General features: G+C 49.2%; 14 protein-coding genes. 7 read left to right on the top strand and 7 right to left on the bottom strand.

All coding sequences use genetic code 11. The features are described 5' to 3' along the window. Positions 1 to 48 precede the first annotated feature (48 nt). Positions 49 to 1,104 (bottom strand): chorismate synthase, encoded by a 1,056-nt coding sequence (gene aroC / locus G451_RS0111860; protein ID WP_027184436.1) that lies wholly within the window; start codon positions 1,102 to 1,104, stop codon positions 49 to 51. Positions 1,105 to 1,275: 171 nt separating this feature from the next. Between aroC and G451_RS0111855 the strand changes: the two genes are divergently transcribed. After that, positions 1,276 to 2,760 carry a sensor histidine kinase gene (locus tag G451_RS0111855; RefSeq protein ID WP_027184435.1) on the top strand — a complete coding sequence of 495 codons (1,485 nt, stop codon included), beginning with the start codon at positions 1,276 to 1,278 and terminating at the stop codon, positions 2,758 to 2,760. On the opposite strand, the gene G451_RS0111850 is transcribed toward G451_RS0111855, so the two are convergent. The 3 genes from G451_RS0111850 to G451_RS0111840 form a co-directional block, all read right to left on the bottom strand. Beyond that, positions 2,753 to 3,418 carry a YkgJ family cysteine cluster protein gene (locus G451_RS0111850; protein ID WP_051261418.1) on the bottom strand — a complete coding sequence of 222 codons (666 nt, stop codon included), beginning with the start codon at positions 3,416 to 3,418 and terminating at the stop codon, positions 2,753 to 2,755. The genes G451_RS0111855 and G451_RS0111850 overlap by 8 nt on opposite strands. Positions 3,419 to 3,712: 294 nt before the next feature. Then, positions 3,713 to 4,480 (bottom strand): acetolactate decarboxylase, encoded by a 768-nt coding sequence (gene budA, locus G451_RS29010; RefSeq protein WP_169727871.1) that lies wholly within the window; start codon positions 4,478 to 4,480, stop codon positions 3,713 to 3,715. 53 nt (positions 4,481 to 4,533) lie between these two features. After that, a complete protein-coding gene (locus G451_RS0111840) occupies positions 4,534 to 5,349 on the bottom strand; it encodes an alpha/beta hydrolase (protein ID WP_027184433.1) in 816 nt (271 codons plus the stop codon). 139 nt (positions 5,350 to 5,488) lie between these two features. Between G451_RS0111840 and G451_RS0111835 the strand changes: the two genes are divergently transcribed. The 4 genes from G451_RS0111835 to G451_RS0111820 all read left to right on the top strand — a co-directional run bounded on the left by G451_RS0111835 (position 5,489) and on the right by G451_RS0111820 (position 9,513). Then, complete coding sequence (locus tag G451_RS0111835; protein ID WP_027184432.1) at positions 5,489 to 5,980, top strand: Lrp/AsnC family transcriptional regulator; 492 nt, start codon at positions 5,489 to 5,491, stop codon at positions 5,978 to 5,980. A gap of 139 nt (positions 5,981 to 6,119) precedes the next feature. After that, positions 6,120 to 7,232 (top strand): alanine dehydrogenase, encoded by a 1,113-nt coding sequence (gene ald, locus G451_RS0111830; protein ID WP_027184431.1) that lies wholly within the window; start codon positions 6,120 to 6,122, stop codon positions 7,230 to 7,232. A gap of 291 nt (positions 7,233 to 7,523) precedes the next feature. Further along, positions 7,524 to 8,870 carry a C45 family peptidase gene (locus tag G451_RS0111825; RefSeq protein WP_027184430.1) on the top strand — a complete coding sequence of 449 codons (1,347 nt, stop codon included), beginning with the start codon at positions 7,524 to 7,526 and terminating at the stop codon, positions 8,868 to 8,870. Between the two features lie 223 nt (positions 8,871 to 9,093). Then, entirely contained in the window at positions 9,094 to 9,513 is a 420-nt protein-coding gene (locus tag G451_RS0111820) for a PaaI family thioesterase (RefSeq protein ID WP_027184429.1), read from the top strand. A 113-nt stretch (positions 9,514 to 9,626) separates the two neighbouring features. Here the strand turns inward: G451_RS0111820 and G451_RS0111815 are convergent, their stop codons facing one another. The 3 genes from G451_RS0111815 to G451_RS0111805 are packed head-to-tail and all read right to left on the bottom strand — an operon-like array spanning position 9,627 to position 12,405. Further along, positions 9,627 to 10,250: a MotE family protein gene (locus G451_RS0111815; RefSeq protein ID WP_245587815.1), complete on the bottom strand. Its 624-nt coding sequence runs from the start codon at positions 10,248 to 10,250 to the stop codon at positions 9,627 to 9,629. A 31-nt stretch (positions 10,251 to 10,281) separates the two neighbouring features. Beyond that, a complete protein-coding gene (fliJ, locus tag G451_RS0111810) occupies positions 10,282 to 10,725 on the bottom strand; it encodes a flagellar export protein FliJ (RefSeq protein ID WP_027184427.1) in 444 nt (147 codons plus the stop codon). A gap of 12 nt (positions 10,726 to 10,737) precedes the next feature. After that, positions 10,738 to 12,405, bottom strand: coding sequence for a hypothetical protein (locus G451_RS0111805; protein WP_027184426.1), 1,668 nt, complete (start codon positions 12,403 to 12,405; stop codon positions 10,738 to 10,740). Between the two features lie 706 nt (positions 12,406 to 13,111). On the opposite strand from G451_RS0111805, the gene G451_RS29005 reads away from it, so the two are divergent. After that, on the top strand, positions 13,112 to 14,332 hold the full coding sequence (locus G451_RS29005; protein WP_051261415.1) for an efflux RND transporter periplasmic adaptor subunit: 1,221 nt from the start codon (positions 13,112 to 13,114) through the stop codon (positions 14,330 to 14,332). Continuing rightward, positions 14,332 to 17,487: an efflux RND transporter permease subunit gene (locus G451_RS29000; RefSeq protein WP_034641994.1), complete on the top strand. Its 3,156-nt coding sequence runs from the start codon at positions 14,332 to 14,334 to the stop codon at positions 17,485 to 17,487. The genes G451_RS29005 and G451_RS29000 overlap by 1 nt, the downstream gene beginning before the upstream one ends. The last annotated feature ends 33 nt before the right edge of the window (positions 17,488 to 17,520 follow it).

Below are 17,520 nucleotides of genomic sequence, written 5' to 3'. Positions count from 1 at the left end.
TTTATTTTTGGGGAGTATACGGTACCCACCAATATGCTTCAGCAGGTGCTATCCGCTGCAACGGCGTTGCAATAACAACATATCTGCAAGTGTCAGACGAAGCATGGCCTTTAAGACAGGAACAACGCGTGGGATAGCGCTAATGTCATGGCGACCACCAATGGAAATTTCTGTTGCCTCATGTGCAGAATTTATAGTCTTTTGAGACTTGGCGATGGAGGGAATCGGCTTGATGGCGGCGCGCACAACAATATCCTGTCCTGAAGATATTCCACCGAGAATACCTCCAGCATTGTTACTGAGAAAGCCGTCTGGCGTGATAGGATCATTGTTCTGGCTGCCAAGTAACCGCGCAGCCTCCACGCCGGATCCGATCTCCACCGCTTTGACCGCGCCCACGCTCATGAACGCATAGGCTAAGCGTGCATCGAGTTTATCGAACACCGGCTCGCCGAGACCGGCCGGTACGTTCTGTGCGCGCACTTCGACGACCCCACCGACGGTGTCACCCTGCTTTTTAACATCACGTATCCGTTCTTCCCACTGTGGAATGATGTTGTCATCACAGGCAAAAAACGGACGCGAATCGGACGAGGAAAAATCCACTGTCGTGGCCGCGATGCCACCAAGCTCGATGGTTGCTGCGGTTACACGGATACCAGCGGTTTGCAACAATTGTTCGGCAATGGCTCCACCGGCAACACGACACGCGGTTTCACGGCCTGAAGCGCGGCCACCGCCACGATAATCACGTACACCATACTTTGCTTGATACGAGATGTCGGCATGCCCAGGACGGAACACATCTTTGACCTGAGAATAATCACGAGAACGTTGATCCGTATTGCGAATCAAAAAGCCAATTGGGGTTCCCGTTGTCTTTCCTTCAAACACGCCCGAGAGAATTTCGACGAGATCAGCTTCTTTCCGAGCGGTCGACGCAATATTCCCACCGGGTTTGCGTTTATCGAGTTCAATCTGAATGATCGATTCATCCAGTGGAAGGCCCGGAGGACACCCGTCGACAGTCCCCCCAATCCCTGGGCCGTGCGATTCGCCAAATGTCGTCAGTCGAAACAGTGTCCCGAACGTGTTGCCATTCATATACATACCGCCTTATCAGTGAATGTTCTTGATTGCGTAGGTAGCCTGCAAACTCATTTGTGACAACCTGAGAAATGTGCTCACAGAGCATACCTTCTTTGACACAACCTACGCATTCCCCTATAGCAATTCAATACTGCGAAAGAATTCACAATACGCAGAGGAGAAGGGATGCTTTCACCACCCAGTCGTCGAGTCCTTCTTGTTGACGACGACAATGCAATTCGCAAATCCATCAATGATTATCTCTGTGACCAAGGGCATGAGATTATGGAAGTAAGCGATGGCGATAAGGCTCTTATCGAACTCGCTCGCTCCACGATCGATATCGTGCTGCTTGACCTGCGTATGCCAGGAACCAACGGGTTCGATATTCTGGCTCACATGGAACAGAATCTGCCAGAGATTCCCGTCATCGTCATTTCAGGGACCGGAGCAATCGGAGACGTCATCGAAGCACTTCATCTTGGCGCCTGGGATATTGTTGTCAAACCCATTATCGAGTTCGATGAACTCGAACAGGCCATCCAACGCGCAAGCGACCGTGCCGAACGCCTCCGAACACGCCACCTCTATCAACAATCATTGGAAAACCACATACGGGAACGCACACAACAACTTGATACTGCCAAAGCCAAACTTGAAGAACAAAGTTCATTACAAGAAGTTGTCTTCGAAAGTCTTCTTTCTCCCCTGTTCTATAAAGATGCAAACAAATGTTACCGCGCTTGCAATAGCGCATTCTGTGCTATGGCCGGTTTCATTCAAAAAGATATTTTAGAAAAAACCGTTCATGAGATTTTTTCCCCCGAGCAGGCGCGTTTTTTTGATGCTATGGATGCAGATGTGTTGCAGAAAAATACGGCGATCTCGCAAGAAACGAACATTGTTCACCCGGATGGGAGTCTTCATCATTATCTTATCAGGAAGAACCCGATGCGCCGCCGTAACGGCGATATAACAGGGATCGTCGGAATATTTTATGACATTACCGATCGCAAGCGAAGTGAAGAACACCTTCGCGCAACGCTTGCCGAAAAGGATGCACTCCTTAAAGAAATTCACCATCGAGTCAAAAACAATCTCCAACTTGTTTCCAGCTTGCTTGCGCTCCAAAACGAATACGCTGAAACATCGGCGAAACCGTTGTTTCTCAGTTGCTACAACCGCATTCGCTCCATGGCCCTTTTACACGAAGAGCTCTACAGTTACGAAATGCTCGATCGCATTCATTTTTCGACGTATCTGGAAAAGCTCAGCCTCAAGCTCTTTGGAGCGTACAGTGACGGACGAAATATTGTACGCAGCCTTGAAACAGACGATGTGACACTGGCAATCAACACTGCTATCCCGTGCGGACTCCTTGTCACTGAACTGGTGACCAACGCGCTACGTCATGCATTTCCCGAAAATTCGACAGGAACCGTCACCATTGCTATTCACAAAGATGAAAATACGATTCACCTTCGTATACAAGATGACGGGATAGGAATGCCTGAAGATATAACGGTGGAGAATGCAACGTCTTTAGGACTTATTCTCGTGTCCGGACTTATTGGACAATTACACGCGACGCTTTCTATTCAGCGTGAAAACGGCACGACCTTCGATATCACGTTTGCTGAAAAGAAGATCTATAGAAACAACCTCATTTGAGACAGGTTGTCTGGATATCGGTCACGACACAGTCAGCTTCAAGCTCCAGATGTTCGAATCCCCGGCAACCGGCATATTCCGCCGCGAGACGATTATACGGATAGGCACGGCATTTGAGTGGTTTATGTGCATGGATACGACATCCCATCAAGCCTTCTCGCGTTTTGCCGTAAAAGGGACAACGGGGAAAGTAGCGTTGTGTTTTGGGGTTCACAAATGCTCGATAAAGAGAGTAATCTGGTCGATCTAATTTTTGCACGAGTCGAAAAACGCGTTTATTTCCCAAAGCAATCCATTCAGCAAGTTCTTCGGGGCTCACACGTCCTTGATACGCGTCGATGACCTTCGTACAGCAGCGACCGCAATTTTTACACACAAACCCTTCAATCGACGTGATACAGGTCGTTATGATGGAAGTCGTCAACGCTTCCAAATTGGTCTCACCAAGCCAGGCGGCGAGACGTTCAAACAAAGCACGTGTTTCAGCCCGTCGATCCATCTCTGGGTACACATACAACGGGGAAGGATAGTCGACGGACCACCCGTTCGGAGCCGTTGCACGACATGTGATACGTCCACTGGTGCGATCAACAATATCCCCGACCTGAAACCCCATTTTCAACATAAACTTTTCTAAAACAGACAATGACATTTCCATTGCGCGACCTCCTTTGAAAAGCCGCGCCCCTAAAGCAATCCATGAGCCAAAAGTTTATGGCGCATGATTCCATCATTTCTCTGTAATGCTCCACCCAAAGCGGAACTTTTATTTCCTATTTACTATGTAAAACAAGATTTTTGAGTTCCGAAAAATAGGCATGACCTAATGCTCCATACATGCCATTGCACCACCTTGACGAAAGCACTTTTTCCGCCAAGGTGGATCACAATGACTGCATAGAACGTTTAAGAAGGGAACGAATCAGACCGTTTGCGACTGCGATGTTATCGCTTATTTATCCGTGGCGTGGGCTGTTGTCTCGGCAGCCGGAAGTTGGGCAAAGGCTTCATTCTTCGGCAAGATGGTCATGATGGAGTCAAGAGCGTCAATCTCGATAAGCAGTGTCTTTGCTTTAACATTGAGGACATGTCCCCCTCCTTCGCGATCAGCCGTAAGATAGTGAAAATGAAATCCAGGAACCCCGAAGTTGCTTGTGTAGCTTGGCCCAAAAAAACCGACCATGACACCGGCCTGATTCTCAAAAGAAAATGTCTTCTGATGGGCGACAACATCGCCCAGAGGAGGGTACGGCCTCTTTTGAGCAGGGACGCTCCGACATAAAACGCTCTCAAATTCACCTGTTATTTTTATCGCATACGGATAATTCACCGACGACAATCCCGCCTGAATGGCTGCAACCAAGGTGTTGATGTCAGTGACACCCTCCACCGTCAGTGACATTTCGGGATCAAAAAGAGTCAGTTGTGCAAACGGCGATGTCTGTTCGGACATGACCGTCTCCACGGATCCACCGTCCTTGGCCTGATAAAATCGGCCATTGAACACGATCATCTCCCCGTCTAAAGCATCGAATGTACCAAGGCCAAAGTCGCCGTGCTTACTTAATTCTTCAATTGTCATCGCCCCATCATAGACTCCGGCCATAAGAGCAGGCAACGTGGAGAGCTGGAACAAACTGTTGCCCGTATCGGCAGCAACAGGACTCGCAGGAGCCAGCACGGTGAACAACGCGAGACATACAGAAAGCAGAAAGGACATTGAAACCTCCTTGATACGCTGCAATTTGAGAAATTCGTAGACAATCCCACCGGTCATCGGACCGCCTTTGAAAAACCAACTGAAGCCAGCCAATCCAAAATAACATCGGCCGCTTTGTCCGCAGCCGGTTCAAGCATGATATCGTGTCCAGTCTCGGGGACACAGTAAAACGGTGCATTGTAAAAGCCGGCCAGCGCTTCCGCCGACGGGACCGACGTCCGGTCACATTCTGCCGTCATAACAAAGAGCGGACACGTGATGCGGCGTCGATCGATGCAGACGCCTTCATACCCATAATGATTCATGACACCGGGTGACTCCGGTACAAGTCGACGGGCATATTCGCGTTGTTTATCGGGGGAAAGAGCATAAAAAAAGCTCTGACTGGCAGCTTCTCTTCCAGGAAGTACGACTTTATCCTGCCGAAGCCGTCGTCGCATATTTCCAAGTTGACAGGGCCCAACAGAAGCGACAAGCACCAGAGCCCGAGCGTGTCCGTTCTCGGCCACCATCTGACAGACAATCCCCCCCATACTGTGCCCGACGAGAATCACCGGACTCCCGATATACGACACCACAGTCTCTACATCCTCACAATACGCATTGATACGCATTGCCAAGTAGTCCCGCTCATTCACTCGATACGAACCTTCGTGATTGCGGAGCGACATGCTGTAGGCATCATAGCCTCCCCGCGCAAAGATATCGAGCCACGTGGAAAACGCCCAATATCCATGGCTTCCACCATGAACAAACAGGACGGCAGGCCGCGTAGTACGGCCATGAAGACGTGTGCGACGAACAAACAAACCGGAAATAATCCGGTCTTCGGACAATAACGAATCTCTTCTCAATGGTTGTTCAAACATGGCCGGGGCACTATTTCATGTTGCAGGCAAGGGGTCTAGCGCTTTGCACACCATTCAAAATCTCATAAAGAAAAAAATATTGACATTTTTTTCAAAAAAGAAAAAATATACAAATTAGTTTTTCACTAAAAGAAAAATCATGAATAAAATTCAACTTGATCATCACGATGCCGATCTTCTTCGTCTTCTTGCCGAAGATGGCCAGACAACACCGGCAAAACTCTCGGAGCATCTGAGTGTGACGGCACCAACCGTACGCTCACGAATTAAAAACCTGATGCAAAAAGGTGTGCTCCGTATCGCAGGGCTGCTCGACCCGGCTGCCGTCCGGGGTGTGACCATTGCGCTGGTCGGGTTGACGCTCTCCAAGCATGGCTTTCTCGGTGAAAAACTCGATCAGATCACACAATTGCCCAATGTAAATTGGGCTGTAGTTGTGACAGGCCGATATGATATCATTGTCGAGGTTGTCTTGTCCGACGACACAGCCGATCTCTATCGGTTCCTTGATGAAGCGCTTCCCCGAATAGGGGACATCGCTTCAAGTGAATCGTTTGTCGTCATGCGTTCGCGCAGAAAATGGGTTCTGCTCCCCGAAGCTTTTGCAGTGAGCCAACAGAAGACACCTTAAGTCTCCATGGGGATTATGTTGTATTTTCAAAGATGACGAACAATTCCATGTTACACCGGCATATCCGCCACCGAACGTTTGCCACAGCGCTCCTCGGTGGGGAAAAGAAGTATAACCCTGAAAGCGGAGGTTCTCCTCAATGATCATCGGTGTTCCCAAAGAGATAAAGAATCACGAATATCGCGTTGGTCTTGTTCCCGCTGGCGCGCATGCCTTGGTTGCTGCCGGCCACACTGTTTTTATTGAAGAAGGTACTGGTCTGGGTAGTGGTATCACCGACGACGAGTACCTCGCCGCCGGAGCGGATATCCTCCCTTCCGCCAAGGATGTTTTCGATCGGGCCGATATGATCATCAAGGTTAAAGAACCTTTACCCCAAGAATACCCGCTGCTGCGTGAAAACCAAATTCTTTACACCTACTTGCACCTCGCCCCGGCTCAACAGTTGACCGAAGCTCTGCTCGACCGCAAAATTATTGGTGTAGCGTATGAAACCATCCAGCTTGCCGACGGTTCATTGCCGCTCCTTACACCTATGAGCGAAGTCGCCGGCAGGATGGCCACCCAGGTCGGTGCGTACTACCTCGGGAAATCCCACGGTGGACGGGGCGTTCTGCTCGGCGGTGTCCCCGGTGTCCATCGCGGGCGCATTACCATCATCGGCGGCGGTGTCGTCGGAATCAATGCCGCTAAGATTGCCGTCGGTCTCGGTGCCCAAGTGACGATTCTCGATGTCAATCAAGGTCGCTTGGCTTATCTCGACGACATCTTCGGAAATGGCATTACAACGCTGATGTCCAACAAGCACACGATGGCCGAAGTAGTGGCCAACTCCAACCTTGTTGTTGGTGCCGTGCTCATTCCTGGCGCCAAAGCCCCCCATCTTGTCACTCGTGAAATGATCGCTTCCATGCTGCCGGGATCGGTTATTGTCGACGTCGCGATCGACCAAGGGGGTTGCATAGAAACGAGCCATGCAACGACCCACGACGATCCCGTCTTCGTTGTCGACGATGTCATTCACTATTGCGTGGCCAATATGCCCGGCGAGTTTGCCCGTACCTCGACTTTTGCTCTCACCAACGTCACCCTGCCGTATGCGCTGGCCCTGGCCAATAATGGCGTCAAGCAAGCCATTGAAAACGATGCCTGCCTGCGCAAGGGTGTCAATGTCTGCAAAGGACACATTACCTGTGCTCCGGTTGCCGACGCTATGAACAAGCCGTACACCAATGTTATGACCCTCGTTTAATTGCCGTAACCCTCCTTAAGACGAAGGGCATGCGCGCACCCTGCATGCCCTTCCCCTTCACTACTACCACGATTTCTCCTCGACACATTTCCTAGCTGCATTTATAATCACACCATCCATGTCAATCCACACTATTTTGATAGAATATCATATTTTATCGAGACCAGAATATACTGTACGAACACAGAAAAATTGATAAAAGGAAGGTTGTCTACAGACTCTTTCCTTCCCCAGGCATACAGAGCTCTATAAATTCAAAAAGTAGAAAAAAACAAGAGGCATGGAGAACATATGCAAAAGAACATCTTGCAACACACACTTATTCTGCTTTTTATTATATTTTTCATAAGTCCTTCAAAAGGGCTTACAGCTCAATCTCCCCACGTATCTCTTACGAATTTGACACAATACTACCGTGTAACAGTCGATCTCACCGATACATCGACAACGCGCCCTGCTGTTTGGCAAGAATATGGAACATTACTCAAATCATCAGTCCCCAACATGGGTGCACTTCTTGACTCACTTATCCATGACGCCTGCCAAGGCAAAAACGACATCTATACACTGTTTTTATTGCGTACCTCGCAAATTCGACCACAAGTTCCGGAAATTTATCAAAATGATGTTAACGCCATCGCTCTCGGTCTTGTCGACACGACGACGGACACCATGGGCGACGGTCTGCTGTCGACAAACGAATTATGGCTGCTCAACCTGCTCGGCGATGTCGCCCGGCAAACTCAATGCAGTGGCTTCGGCGTGTTGCCTGAGGCCGCGGCTTCCGGAAAAACGACGGTTGTACGAAACCTCGACTGGGACGATGGAAGCACCTTTCAACTTTCTCAGCTGCAAGCGGTCACAACCATCACATTCCCTGACAATCGAAAACTCACGCTCATTGGCTATTTAGGAGCAATGCAATGCATCACCGGCATTGTCACCATCCCGCTTGCAGGCGGAAGCGGAAACACCGGCCTTTTTGCCGCTATTCTCGACTCAGAAACCGGACAAGCATATACGAGCGAAAATAAACGTTCCTTCCCCTTCGATCTGCTGTATGGAATGGAAACTCTCGACTCCTTGGCCGCTCTTGTCACGCACCTGCAATCCACCTCCACCCAATATAGCTACGGACACCTCACTCTGCTTGCGGATAAAGACACCGTAGAAGTATTGGAAAATGATCTTTTGCCAGGCGGCTCCCATCTCCGTACGGTGGACAGCGCTCCATTGTACCATACCTGGTCTGTTCCCAATACCATCGGCGCGGTCAACTGCAATATGCTTCCAGCAAGCTTCAACAACTCCAACGATGCCTGGGACACGAAACGATGGGAATCCATGCAACAATTGTTGAATAAAGCAGGTCCGACGATCAGTCGGGACGAGATGGAATCTATTGCCGGATACGGTCCCGGGTTGGGATCAGATGGATATCTATATATTATCAATCCGCAATCTGCTGTTCAAACACAACAGATTATTCTTTTCGAACCCGAAACATTCACAACACGAATTGCTTTCCATCCGGTAGGACGAAGTCTTTCGGACCATGAGCACCCCGTATTCCAAAATTTTTCCATACTTCCTCAACCGTATATTCCGCTTTCCCTCTTCTTGGAACAAGGAAAATAATTCTCACACACAGCAATAACGATCAAAAATCGGTCGTCTCATTCATTTTCGACGACTCATCCGTAAGATGCGATGTGTATCCTCCTTCATGAAGATAAGTACTTGCATTTGTCTTCATGAAGGAGAAAGCATATGCGTCGTGCTCTGCGTCAACTGAATAGCCTCGCAGGCAGCCTACACAAAGAACATCATGTGTACTGCACCGACAAATAAAGAGGAAACAATGCCATTCAGCCAGCTCCAGCAGTTCATTGAAAATGGATTTCCGTTTCACGAATTTCTCGGCATCAAAGTAGACTTTATCGAAGAAGGTCGTGTCCGTTTACATGTTCCCTTCAGACCCGAACTTGTCGGTCATACAACGCCGCCCATGATGCATGGCGGCGTCATGTCGACAATTGTCGATATTTGTGGCGGTTTTGCGGTCTGGACACGATGTAACCCCAAGGATAACCTTGTTACCATCACCTTGAGCATAGACTATCTTCGCCCGGCGCCAGCCGCTGACCTGTATGCGGAAGCAACCATTCGACTTCTGGGAAACCGTGTCGGAAACTCCCATGTTGTCGTCTGGTCGGCCAATGCCCCCGACCTCCATGTTGCTGAAGGCCGAGGCGTATACAATATTAAGCGGAATTCTTGAGAATGCGTGTAATCACATGTCGGAAGAAAGACCGTATGCGTCTGAATCAAGCGCAAAAAAAAAGGAAGAGAACGTTCACTCTCTTCCTCCGCTTTCATGCTCTGTGTGTATGCTCATGGACCTGGTTCTAGCACCTGAAACTGGGTCAATTTTTCGGAAAGTTTGGCGGCCTTTTTGGCTTCGACATAGGTGAGAATTTCACCCGCCTGACGTCCACGCATACCTGCCAAAATTTGGACAGCGATATCTTCGTCTAAATCTTGAAGGACTTGTGCGGCTTGTTTGGCTTTCATGTTGGAATAAACGTCAATAAGATGACGAAGTTTCTTGTTCTTCGCTGCCGACGCCTGCTCAACAGCTTCTTTCAACTGGCCTTCAAGTTGGTCCAACCGTTCGACACGTTTGCTGAGTTCTGCTTCAAGCGCTTTCAGTGCTTGTTCGCGCTGCGCAATTTCATCTTGTTTTTTCTTTAACGCATCCCAGTTTAACGGCGAATCGCCAGAAGCTGCGCCTTGGGGCGCCTGTGTCTGTGCATTCGCAGCATTGGTTTGTGCTTGGGCTGTAGAAGCCAGAGATACGGCGTTTAAAACGGGGGCAACGACAGATGCGGATACGGTCGCGACGGGCGTAGCGGGTAACACTTTCGATGATGTCGATACATTGACTCCAGTAGGAAAGGACTCTGGATTGGGGAAGATGGCATCAAGCCCCATAAACATAAGGACACCGAATTTCACCGCCGCCAAAAGAATCAATACAGAAAAGAGTCTAGATATCTTTCGGCCTGTACCGGACGGTTGCCATTTCATCGAATTCAGATTGTTCGGCGTGTGCAAGGTCTCGAGCATGGCGTTTCGCTTGGTTTTCCTTGAGTTTTTCGAGAAGTTTCCGATCTTTCGACCGGATTACCAAATCAACCCGACAGGTTTCGCAATGCTGCTCCAGCTCTGCCAGACGATTGACGGCCTGCGCGACTTCTTGCAAAAGGCGTTCCTTATAATCTCGATACAACATCATTTCTGCGGCTGTCTGTGTTTTTTGAGCAACACTCGCCTGTTCATGCTCAGCAAGTTGATGCTGCAGTTTGTCGAGAAACTGATTTTGCGCAAATATTTTGGCCTGGGCATCGGCAAACGCCTGTTTTGCCTCATCTTCAAGGCGCTCACGGTAATCAAGAACCTTTTGTAAGTTGAACTTGAAGACACGAGGCATACAATATTCTCCTTAGAGCAGGAGCAAGAGCGTGGGCACCACGACACGACCTGCATCAAAATTAAAAAAAGCATTGGTGGCGCTATCACTGGTGTAGGAAATCAAAAGCTCCGAATCTTCCGGTATCTCAGCTGAATACAGATAATATATGTTCCAGTCAGAGTAATCGATGACGGTGCCATCTTCGTACGTCACCGTCATATACTGCGTTCGCAATGAATCCAAAGCCGCCTTTTGATCATTTGTAAAATAATCATCGCCAATGTTATTTAACAACTGGAAAAACGTCGTCGCATAATAATAATTATTTTCTCCATCGAGCACGCCATACATAGCGGAGTATGTATCGACAGTTTCCTCGACCTGGGAAAGCACAGCTTCCGATGGTTCAGTGAAATCAATAAGACTCCGTAATGCTTCCGAGATCATTGTTCTGGCTAAAACAATATTGCCAAGGGGATTCGAATACAAATTGTGTTTCTGGGTATTGGATACGTCCTTCATCTTGGTAGCTCCGGCGGCAGAAATATAGCCCAAGCTACTGTCACAAAGAATATTCCCTAGCGTCGCTGTCATTTGCTCGTCAATGCTGTAGCCAGCGTGACCTATTGCTGGTGCATCCTTCATGTAGAAGGATCCAAAATACGTGCCGTGCCGTTCTGGACAAAAATAAACATCTGAAACAACTGATCCGGCATACCAAGAATAGAGGTCCCCAGCATAGGTCATCATGGCAACGACGATATCGTTAGATAAGCCTTGGAGTTTTTCTTTGACGTCAGACTCTGATATGTCCGGCCAAGAATTGTATCCCTTACCAACCATAGCATCGATATACGCCTTCTGAGTCTCATTTAAGGATCTATAGATCGCTGCGTATACTACGGCTCGTTCAAAGCTGATCTGGCCGTCAAGAAGGTACAACTCCTGCGAAGCGTCTTTCACGGATTCCAAATTCAATCCCGTCGCTCCAGTGGGCATGGTATTATCGACAAAAAGACGAAAAGCCTTCATCAGGGGATAACGTTTCCAAGCATACAGATTAATAGTATCTATTTGCACTTCGGCCAAGGTCTTGAGCAACTGAATCTGCTCGTCATCTAGAAGATATAATATGTTGCAAGATATTCTGGTCAAAAAGTTCGTATTGTGTCCCATATCGTCCGGGTCATTGTCTCGCAAGTATTGGAAGCCCCAATAATCAGCCACTTTGCCTGGGGGAAAAAACGACTGTGGCCCCAATTGGCCGGTCATCATGGCGAATCCTGAGAAAGCAATAGTCGTACTTTGGGCGCCGTCACTTAAAGCTTGAATGATGTTGAACTCGTCCGGACTTGTCACGATAATGGAATACGCTATCGCACTGTCTGAAACGGCGTCGGCAAGGTCTTTGGCAAAAGCGTATAAAAGCTTGTAACCTGAGTTTTGAAACGTATATTGGGTTGGACTGGAGGAGCTCCAGACACAGTCACTGCTGCTGTTTGATTCTGTGAGGCAGTAACCGGCGAGACCGTTCTCAACAGTGGCCAAAAAACTGACTTCAACAGTAAGATTGTCTGAAGTTTCAGGGAGACTAAAGGCAGTTATGGTCGGAGGCGTTGCACCTGCATGGGCGGCATATCCTGCTACCACGAGCAATATCGTGAGCCTGAAAATACGACAAGAGATGCGCTGTTCCATGACGAGTTCTCCTTTTTTGACGGTACCCATAACAAAGGAAGACCATTCGCTCGCTGCCAACAGGAGAACAATACGTCCAATCCTTTTCGCTATTCCCCGTGGGGGAGTGCCTCGTTTTTCAAATCAGCAGAATCAAAACGTGAGCTCCTCGCAATCGAAGCAATCATGTGATGAAGCATGAATTATACCAGAAAAAATCTCACAAAGTGTGCAGGGTATACTTCCATTGCTCGATATACATTATGTCACCGCCAGGACCATGACCGTTACAAGCAATAAAAACCATATCACAACGAGCCACTTTTTTAATCACCGTGAAAGGACAGGATTGCCTTTGCATTGCCCACTAAGGATTCTTTTTTGATGAAATTATAGACCAATTTCTCTGGCAATCATATACCACCCCCCTGAATACCGTGACCATACCTTGCTACTATGACAATACCTTTAATTTTCACTCCTTTGCCTCACCATCGATCTCTTATTCTCTTTATTTTTCCCCAAAAACAATATATAATAAGACGTTGAATATAAAAAAAGTATTCCAAGGACATATGGCATTGTTTTTCCTTGCCTCATAACGGTGAAATGCTTATCGGCTGTTGAAGGAAAATCCGCCTCTTTCCTGTAACCTTGCTCCTTCGCAGGGCGACTCCAAACACAAGACACTGATCCCCATTGGACAGAAGAGTGAACAGGACCCCCTATGAAACATCGCTCAATTATTTCAATACTTGCTTCATCACTTAAAATTATCTTGCCGATTCTTGTCCTGGCGGCAGGAGGTGCTGCAGCGGCTTATTTTCAGGCCACAAAACCCATTACCCCGAAATCGCGTCCACAAAGACAGGCGTCCGTTGTTGACGTGATGACCGCTTTACACGGACAGGCAACAACAACCATCACCGGCACGGGAACGATCATTCCGTCTCGTGAGGTTGTTATGCGTCCGGAAGTCTCCGGAACGATCCAAAGCATCTCGCAAGAATTCAACCCCGGCGATCAGGTACAACAAGGGGAAGTGATCGTCACGTTAGACCCGTTTGACTATGAAGCGGAAGTCAAAGTCAAAGAAGGTGAACTCGACGTGGCTGAAGCCGACTTGGCTATTGAGAATGGACACCAGAGCATTGTCAAAGACGAACTCTCCAGCTTACGCCGAGCATCGTCCTTAACCATTCACGAAACATCGCTGATCCTACGGAAGCCCAACCTCAAACAGGTTGTCGCCAAGGTCAATATGGCCAAAGCTGAATTGGAAAAAGCCAAACGGGATCTGGAACGGACAAAAGTCAAAGCGCCGTTTACCGGTATCGTCATCTCGCGCGATGTGGCGCAAGGCTCGCGGGTAAGTGAATCGGATACGCTCGGTACGCTTGTTGCCACGGATGAATATTGGATTGAGGCTGCTATTCCCATGGATAAAGTGGTCAGCCTTGATCTGAGTTCATCGGAAGGTGCACCGGCAAAAGTACGTACGCAAACCGGAGAATGGCAGGGTCGTGCGCTCAGGCTGACCGGAAACCTGAGTGAAAATACATTGATGGCCAAAGTCCTTATCGCCGTCAAAGATCCCCTTGGCCACGACGTGAATAACGGGAAACCGCCCTTGCTTTTGGACGACTATGCAACCGTAACCATTACCGGTCGTTCTCTTGAAAATGTTGTTGAAATTCCTCGACTTGCTTTACGTGAAGATGAAACCGTCTGGATTTTAAAAGACGGTCAGCTCGACATCCGCAAGGTTAATACGGCCTGGAAAAACGATAAGCAGGTTTTTATCAAAGGTGGTCTGAAAGAAGGAGAAACCATTGTCACATCCGATCTCGGTGCTCCGGTTGCCGGCATGGCACTGACTACGGCCGAAATCGTCAAAGCCTCGGACAGTCCGACTCCTCAGCCTACTGAAGATAAAGAGGATTCCTAATGCATACCGATGATCGGAACTGTCCCGATACCTCCCCGAATAAACGCACCGGTCCGATAGCATGGATGGCGGGAAACTCCGTTGCCGCCAATATTTTGATGCTTCTCCTGCTTGTAGGCGGTTTTATTGTTGCCAACAACGTCAAGCAAGAAGTCTTTCCCGAATTCTCCACCGATATGGTAAGAATAATTATTGCCTATCCTGGAGCCGGGCCGGAAGAAGTCGAATCCGGTGTCGTTTTAGCCGTCGAAGAAGCCATCCAAGGTTTGGAGGGCATAAAAAAAATTGAGTCCACGGCATCGGAAGGTTCAGCAGTAATCACTGTCGAAGCCTTGACAGGTGCCGATGTCACGTTGCTCTGGCAAGACATCAAAGCTGAAGTCGATCGCATCACCACATTTCCCGAAGAAATCGAAGAACCGCAGGTTGCCATCGCCGAACGACATCGGGAAGTCCTCTCATTTGCTTTGTCCGGGGACACGAGCGAACGCGCCTTGCGTGAAAAGGCTGAGCAGATACGTGACCAACTCCTTCTCAACTCAAACATCACCCAAGTGGAACTGAGTGGCGTTCGTGACTACGAAATTATTGTCGAAGTGCCGCATTCAGTCTTGCGACGATACGGTGTGACACTCAACGACGTCGCGAATCGCATAGCCAACAACTCCGTGGAACTTGGCGGCGGCAGTTTGAAAACAGCGGGTGGCGAAGTCCTCCTTCGTGTGGATGATAAACGTGAAACAGGACGAGGGTATAGCCAGCTCCCGTTGTTGACCGGTGAAGACGGAAGCCGCATTCACCTTGACGATGTGGCGACCGTCAAAGACGATTTTGAAGACACGGACAGTTGGGCGACGTTTAACGGCAAGCCCGCGATCATGATCGAAGTCTATCGTGTTGGTGACCAGACTCCGATCCAGGTTGCCGATGCTGCCCGCAAAGTTGCCGATCAAGTCAACCAGGAACTCCCGAAAGGACTCCATCTTGATGTGTTGCGTGACAGTTCGGAGGTCTACCGCCAACGCGCCGACTTGCTTTTAAGTAACGCCTATACCGGCTTGGCGCTTGTTTTTGTCTGTCTCGCCTTGTTTCTCGAGATCCGGCTCGCATTCTGGGTCAGTTTGGGAATTCCCATTTCGTTCCTTGGCTCGTTTCTTATTCTTCCGGCTTTTGGATTCAGCATCAACATGATCACCATGTTTGCCTTTCTCGTCACCTTGGGGATTGTGGTCGATGATGCCATTGTGGTGGGTGAAAACGTCTACCACCATCGCAGCCTGGGGAAAAGCCGACTGCAAGCTGCTATCGATGGCTCTCGGGAAGTGGCCATGCCGGTTGTCTTCAGCGTTCTCACCAACGTCATCGCTTTCTTGCCACTCTATTTTGTCCCCGGTATAATGGGAAAAGTTTTCAGGACCATCCCCGTCGTCGTTGTGGGTGTTTTCACGATATCGCTTATTGAAAGTCTTTTCATTCTTCCCGCCCACCTCGGGCATGGCGACCCGCGCCCCATGCCCGGCCCACTCGCATGGTTGGGAAGAAAACAAACCCAATTCAGCGAGGGCGTGGAATCATTCATTGCCAATCGCTTTGCCCCACTCCTCCGTTGGTGTCTCAACCAGCGCTATCTCGTCATTTCCATCGGTATCGCCATTTTGATCACCACGGTCAGTTATGTTGCCTCCGGTCGCATGGGGATTGTGCTTTTCTCCAAAATCGAGTCGGACTATGCCTATGTTGAAGCGGAACTCCCGTACGGCAGCGCCACTGAGCGCGTACGTACTGTTCAGAATAAACTTGTTGCCGCTGCAGAAAAGGTCGTGAAAGAATCGGGTGGAGAGGCATTGTCCCGTGGTATTTTTTCGGTTGTCGATGAAAATGTTGTCAAAGCACGAATATTTCTCACGCCTCCGGAAGAACGTCCCTTCGGAACAGCCGAAATAACCCGGCGTTGGCAGCAAGCAACTGGCATTATCCCTGGCCTCGAAACAATCAGTTTTGAATCCGACCGTGGCGGTCCAGGCTCGGGTAAAGGACTTTCCGTCCAGCTCTCGCACCGAAACCGTGACCAACTCGAAGCAGCCGGTGAAGACCTTGCCGCACAGATATCGAAATATAGCGGGGTGAGTGATATTTACGATGGATCGGCCAGAGGCAAACGACAGTATGATGTCAGTCTGTTGCCTGCCGGTGAGCGTATGGGCCTCACCTCACGAGAAATCGGGAATCAGATTCGAGCCTCCTTTTACGGAGCCGAGGCATTACGTCAACAGCGTGGCCGCAACGAGGTGACCGTTCGTGTCCGTCTGCCGGAAAATGAACGGACGACCGAATCCACGCTGGAAGATCTTGTCCTGACCACACCATCGGGAGGAGAAATCTATTTGCGGGATGCCGCGAAACTCACCCCGAGCCAAGCCTACACATCGATAATGCGCACCGATAGCCGACGAACGATCACGGTCACCGCCAATGTACGCCCGCAATCCCAGGCCGAAAATATCATTAACTCCATGAAGAAAGATATTCTGCCTGAACTGATGCGCAAGTATCCCGGTCTGAACTTCAGTTTTGGAGGCCGTCAGGCTGATTTACGCGAAAGTTTGCAGAGCTTGAAAACAGGCTTCTTCCTTGCGTTATTGGCCATTTATGCCTTTCTCGCAATACCGTTTCGCAACTACTTTCAGCCGCTTATCATCATGTTTTGCATCCCCTTCGGCATCATCGGTGCCATTTTCGGACACCTTGCCATGGGCTACTCCTTGAGTCTCATGAGTATGTTCGGAATCATCGCCCTGTCCGGGGTTGTGGTCAATGATTCGCTCGTCCTCATCGACTTCTCCAACCGTCGCAGGCTCGAAGGACTGACAGCACTGGAAGCAATTCTTGATTCAGGGAGACAGCGGTTTCGCCCCATTCTCCTCACAACTCTGACCACGTTTGGGGGTCTCGCGCCTATGATATTCGAAACCTCGCGTCAGGCGCGATTTCTTATTCCTATGGCCATTTCATTGGGATTCGGTATCCTGTTTGCCACCTTCATCACCCTGCTTTTGGTGCCGTGTCTTTATATCGTGCAGGAAGACATCCACAATCTGTTCACATCATCGAAGCCAGCCGCCAACGTGAAGCTTAAAAACATCGAACAAGTCTAAGTTTTTCAAATCTCCAAGGGCCAGAGGAAGAGA

Origin of the sequence: Desulfovibrio inopinatus DSM 10711 (genome assembly GCF_000429305.1) — a bacterium.
GTDB classification, from domain to species: domain Bacteria; phylum Desulfobacterota; class Desulfovibrionia; order Desulfovibrionales; family Desulfovibrionaceae; genus Alteridesulfovibrio; species Alteridesulfovibrio inopinatus.
Note: the sequence above shows the minus strand (reverse complement) of the source record. Positions and strands in the feature narration are given on the sequence as shown.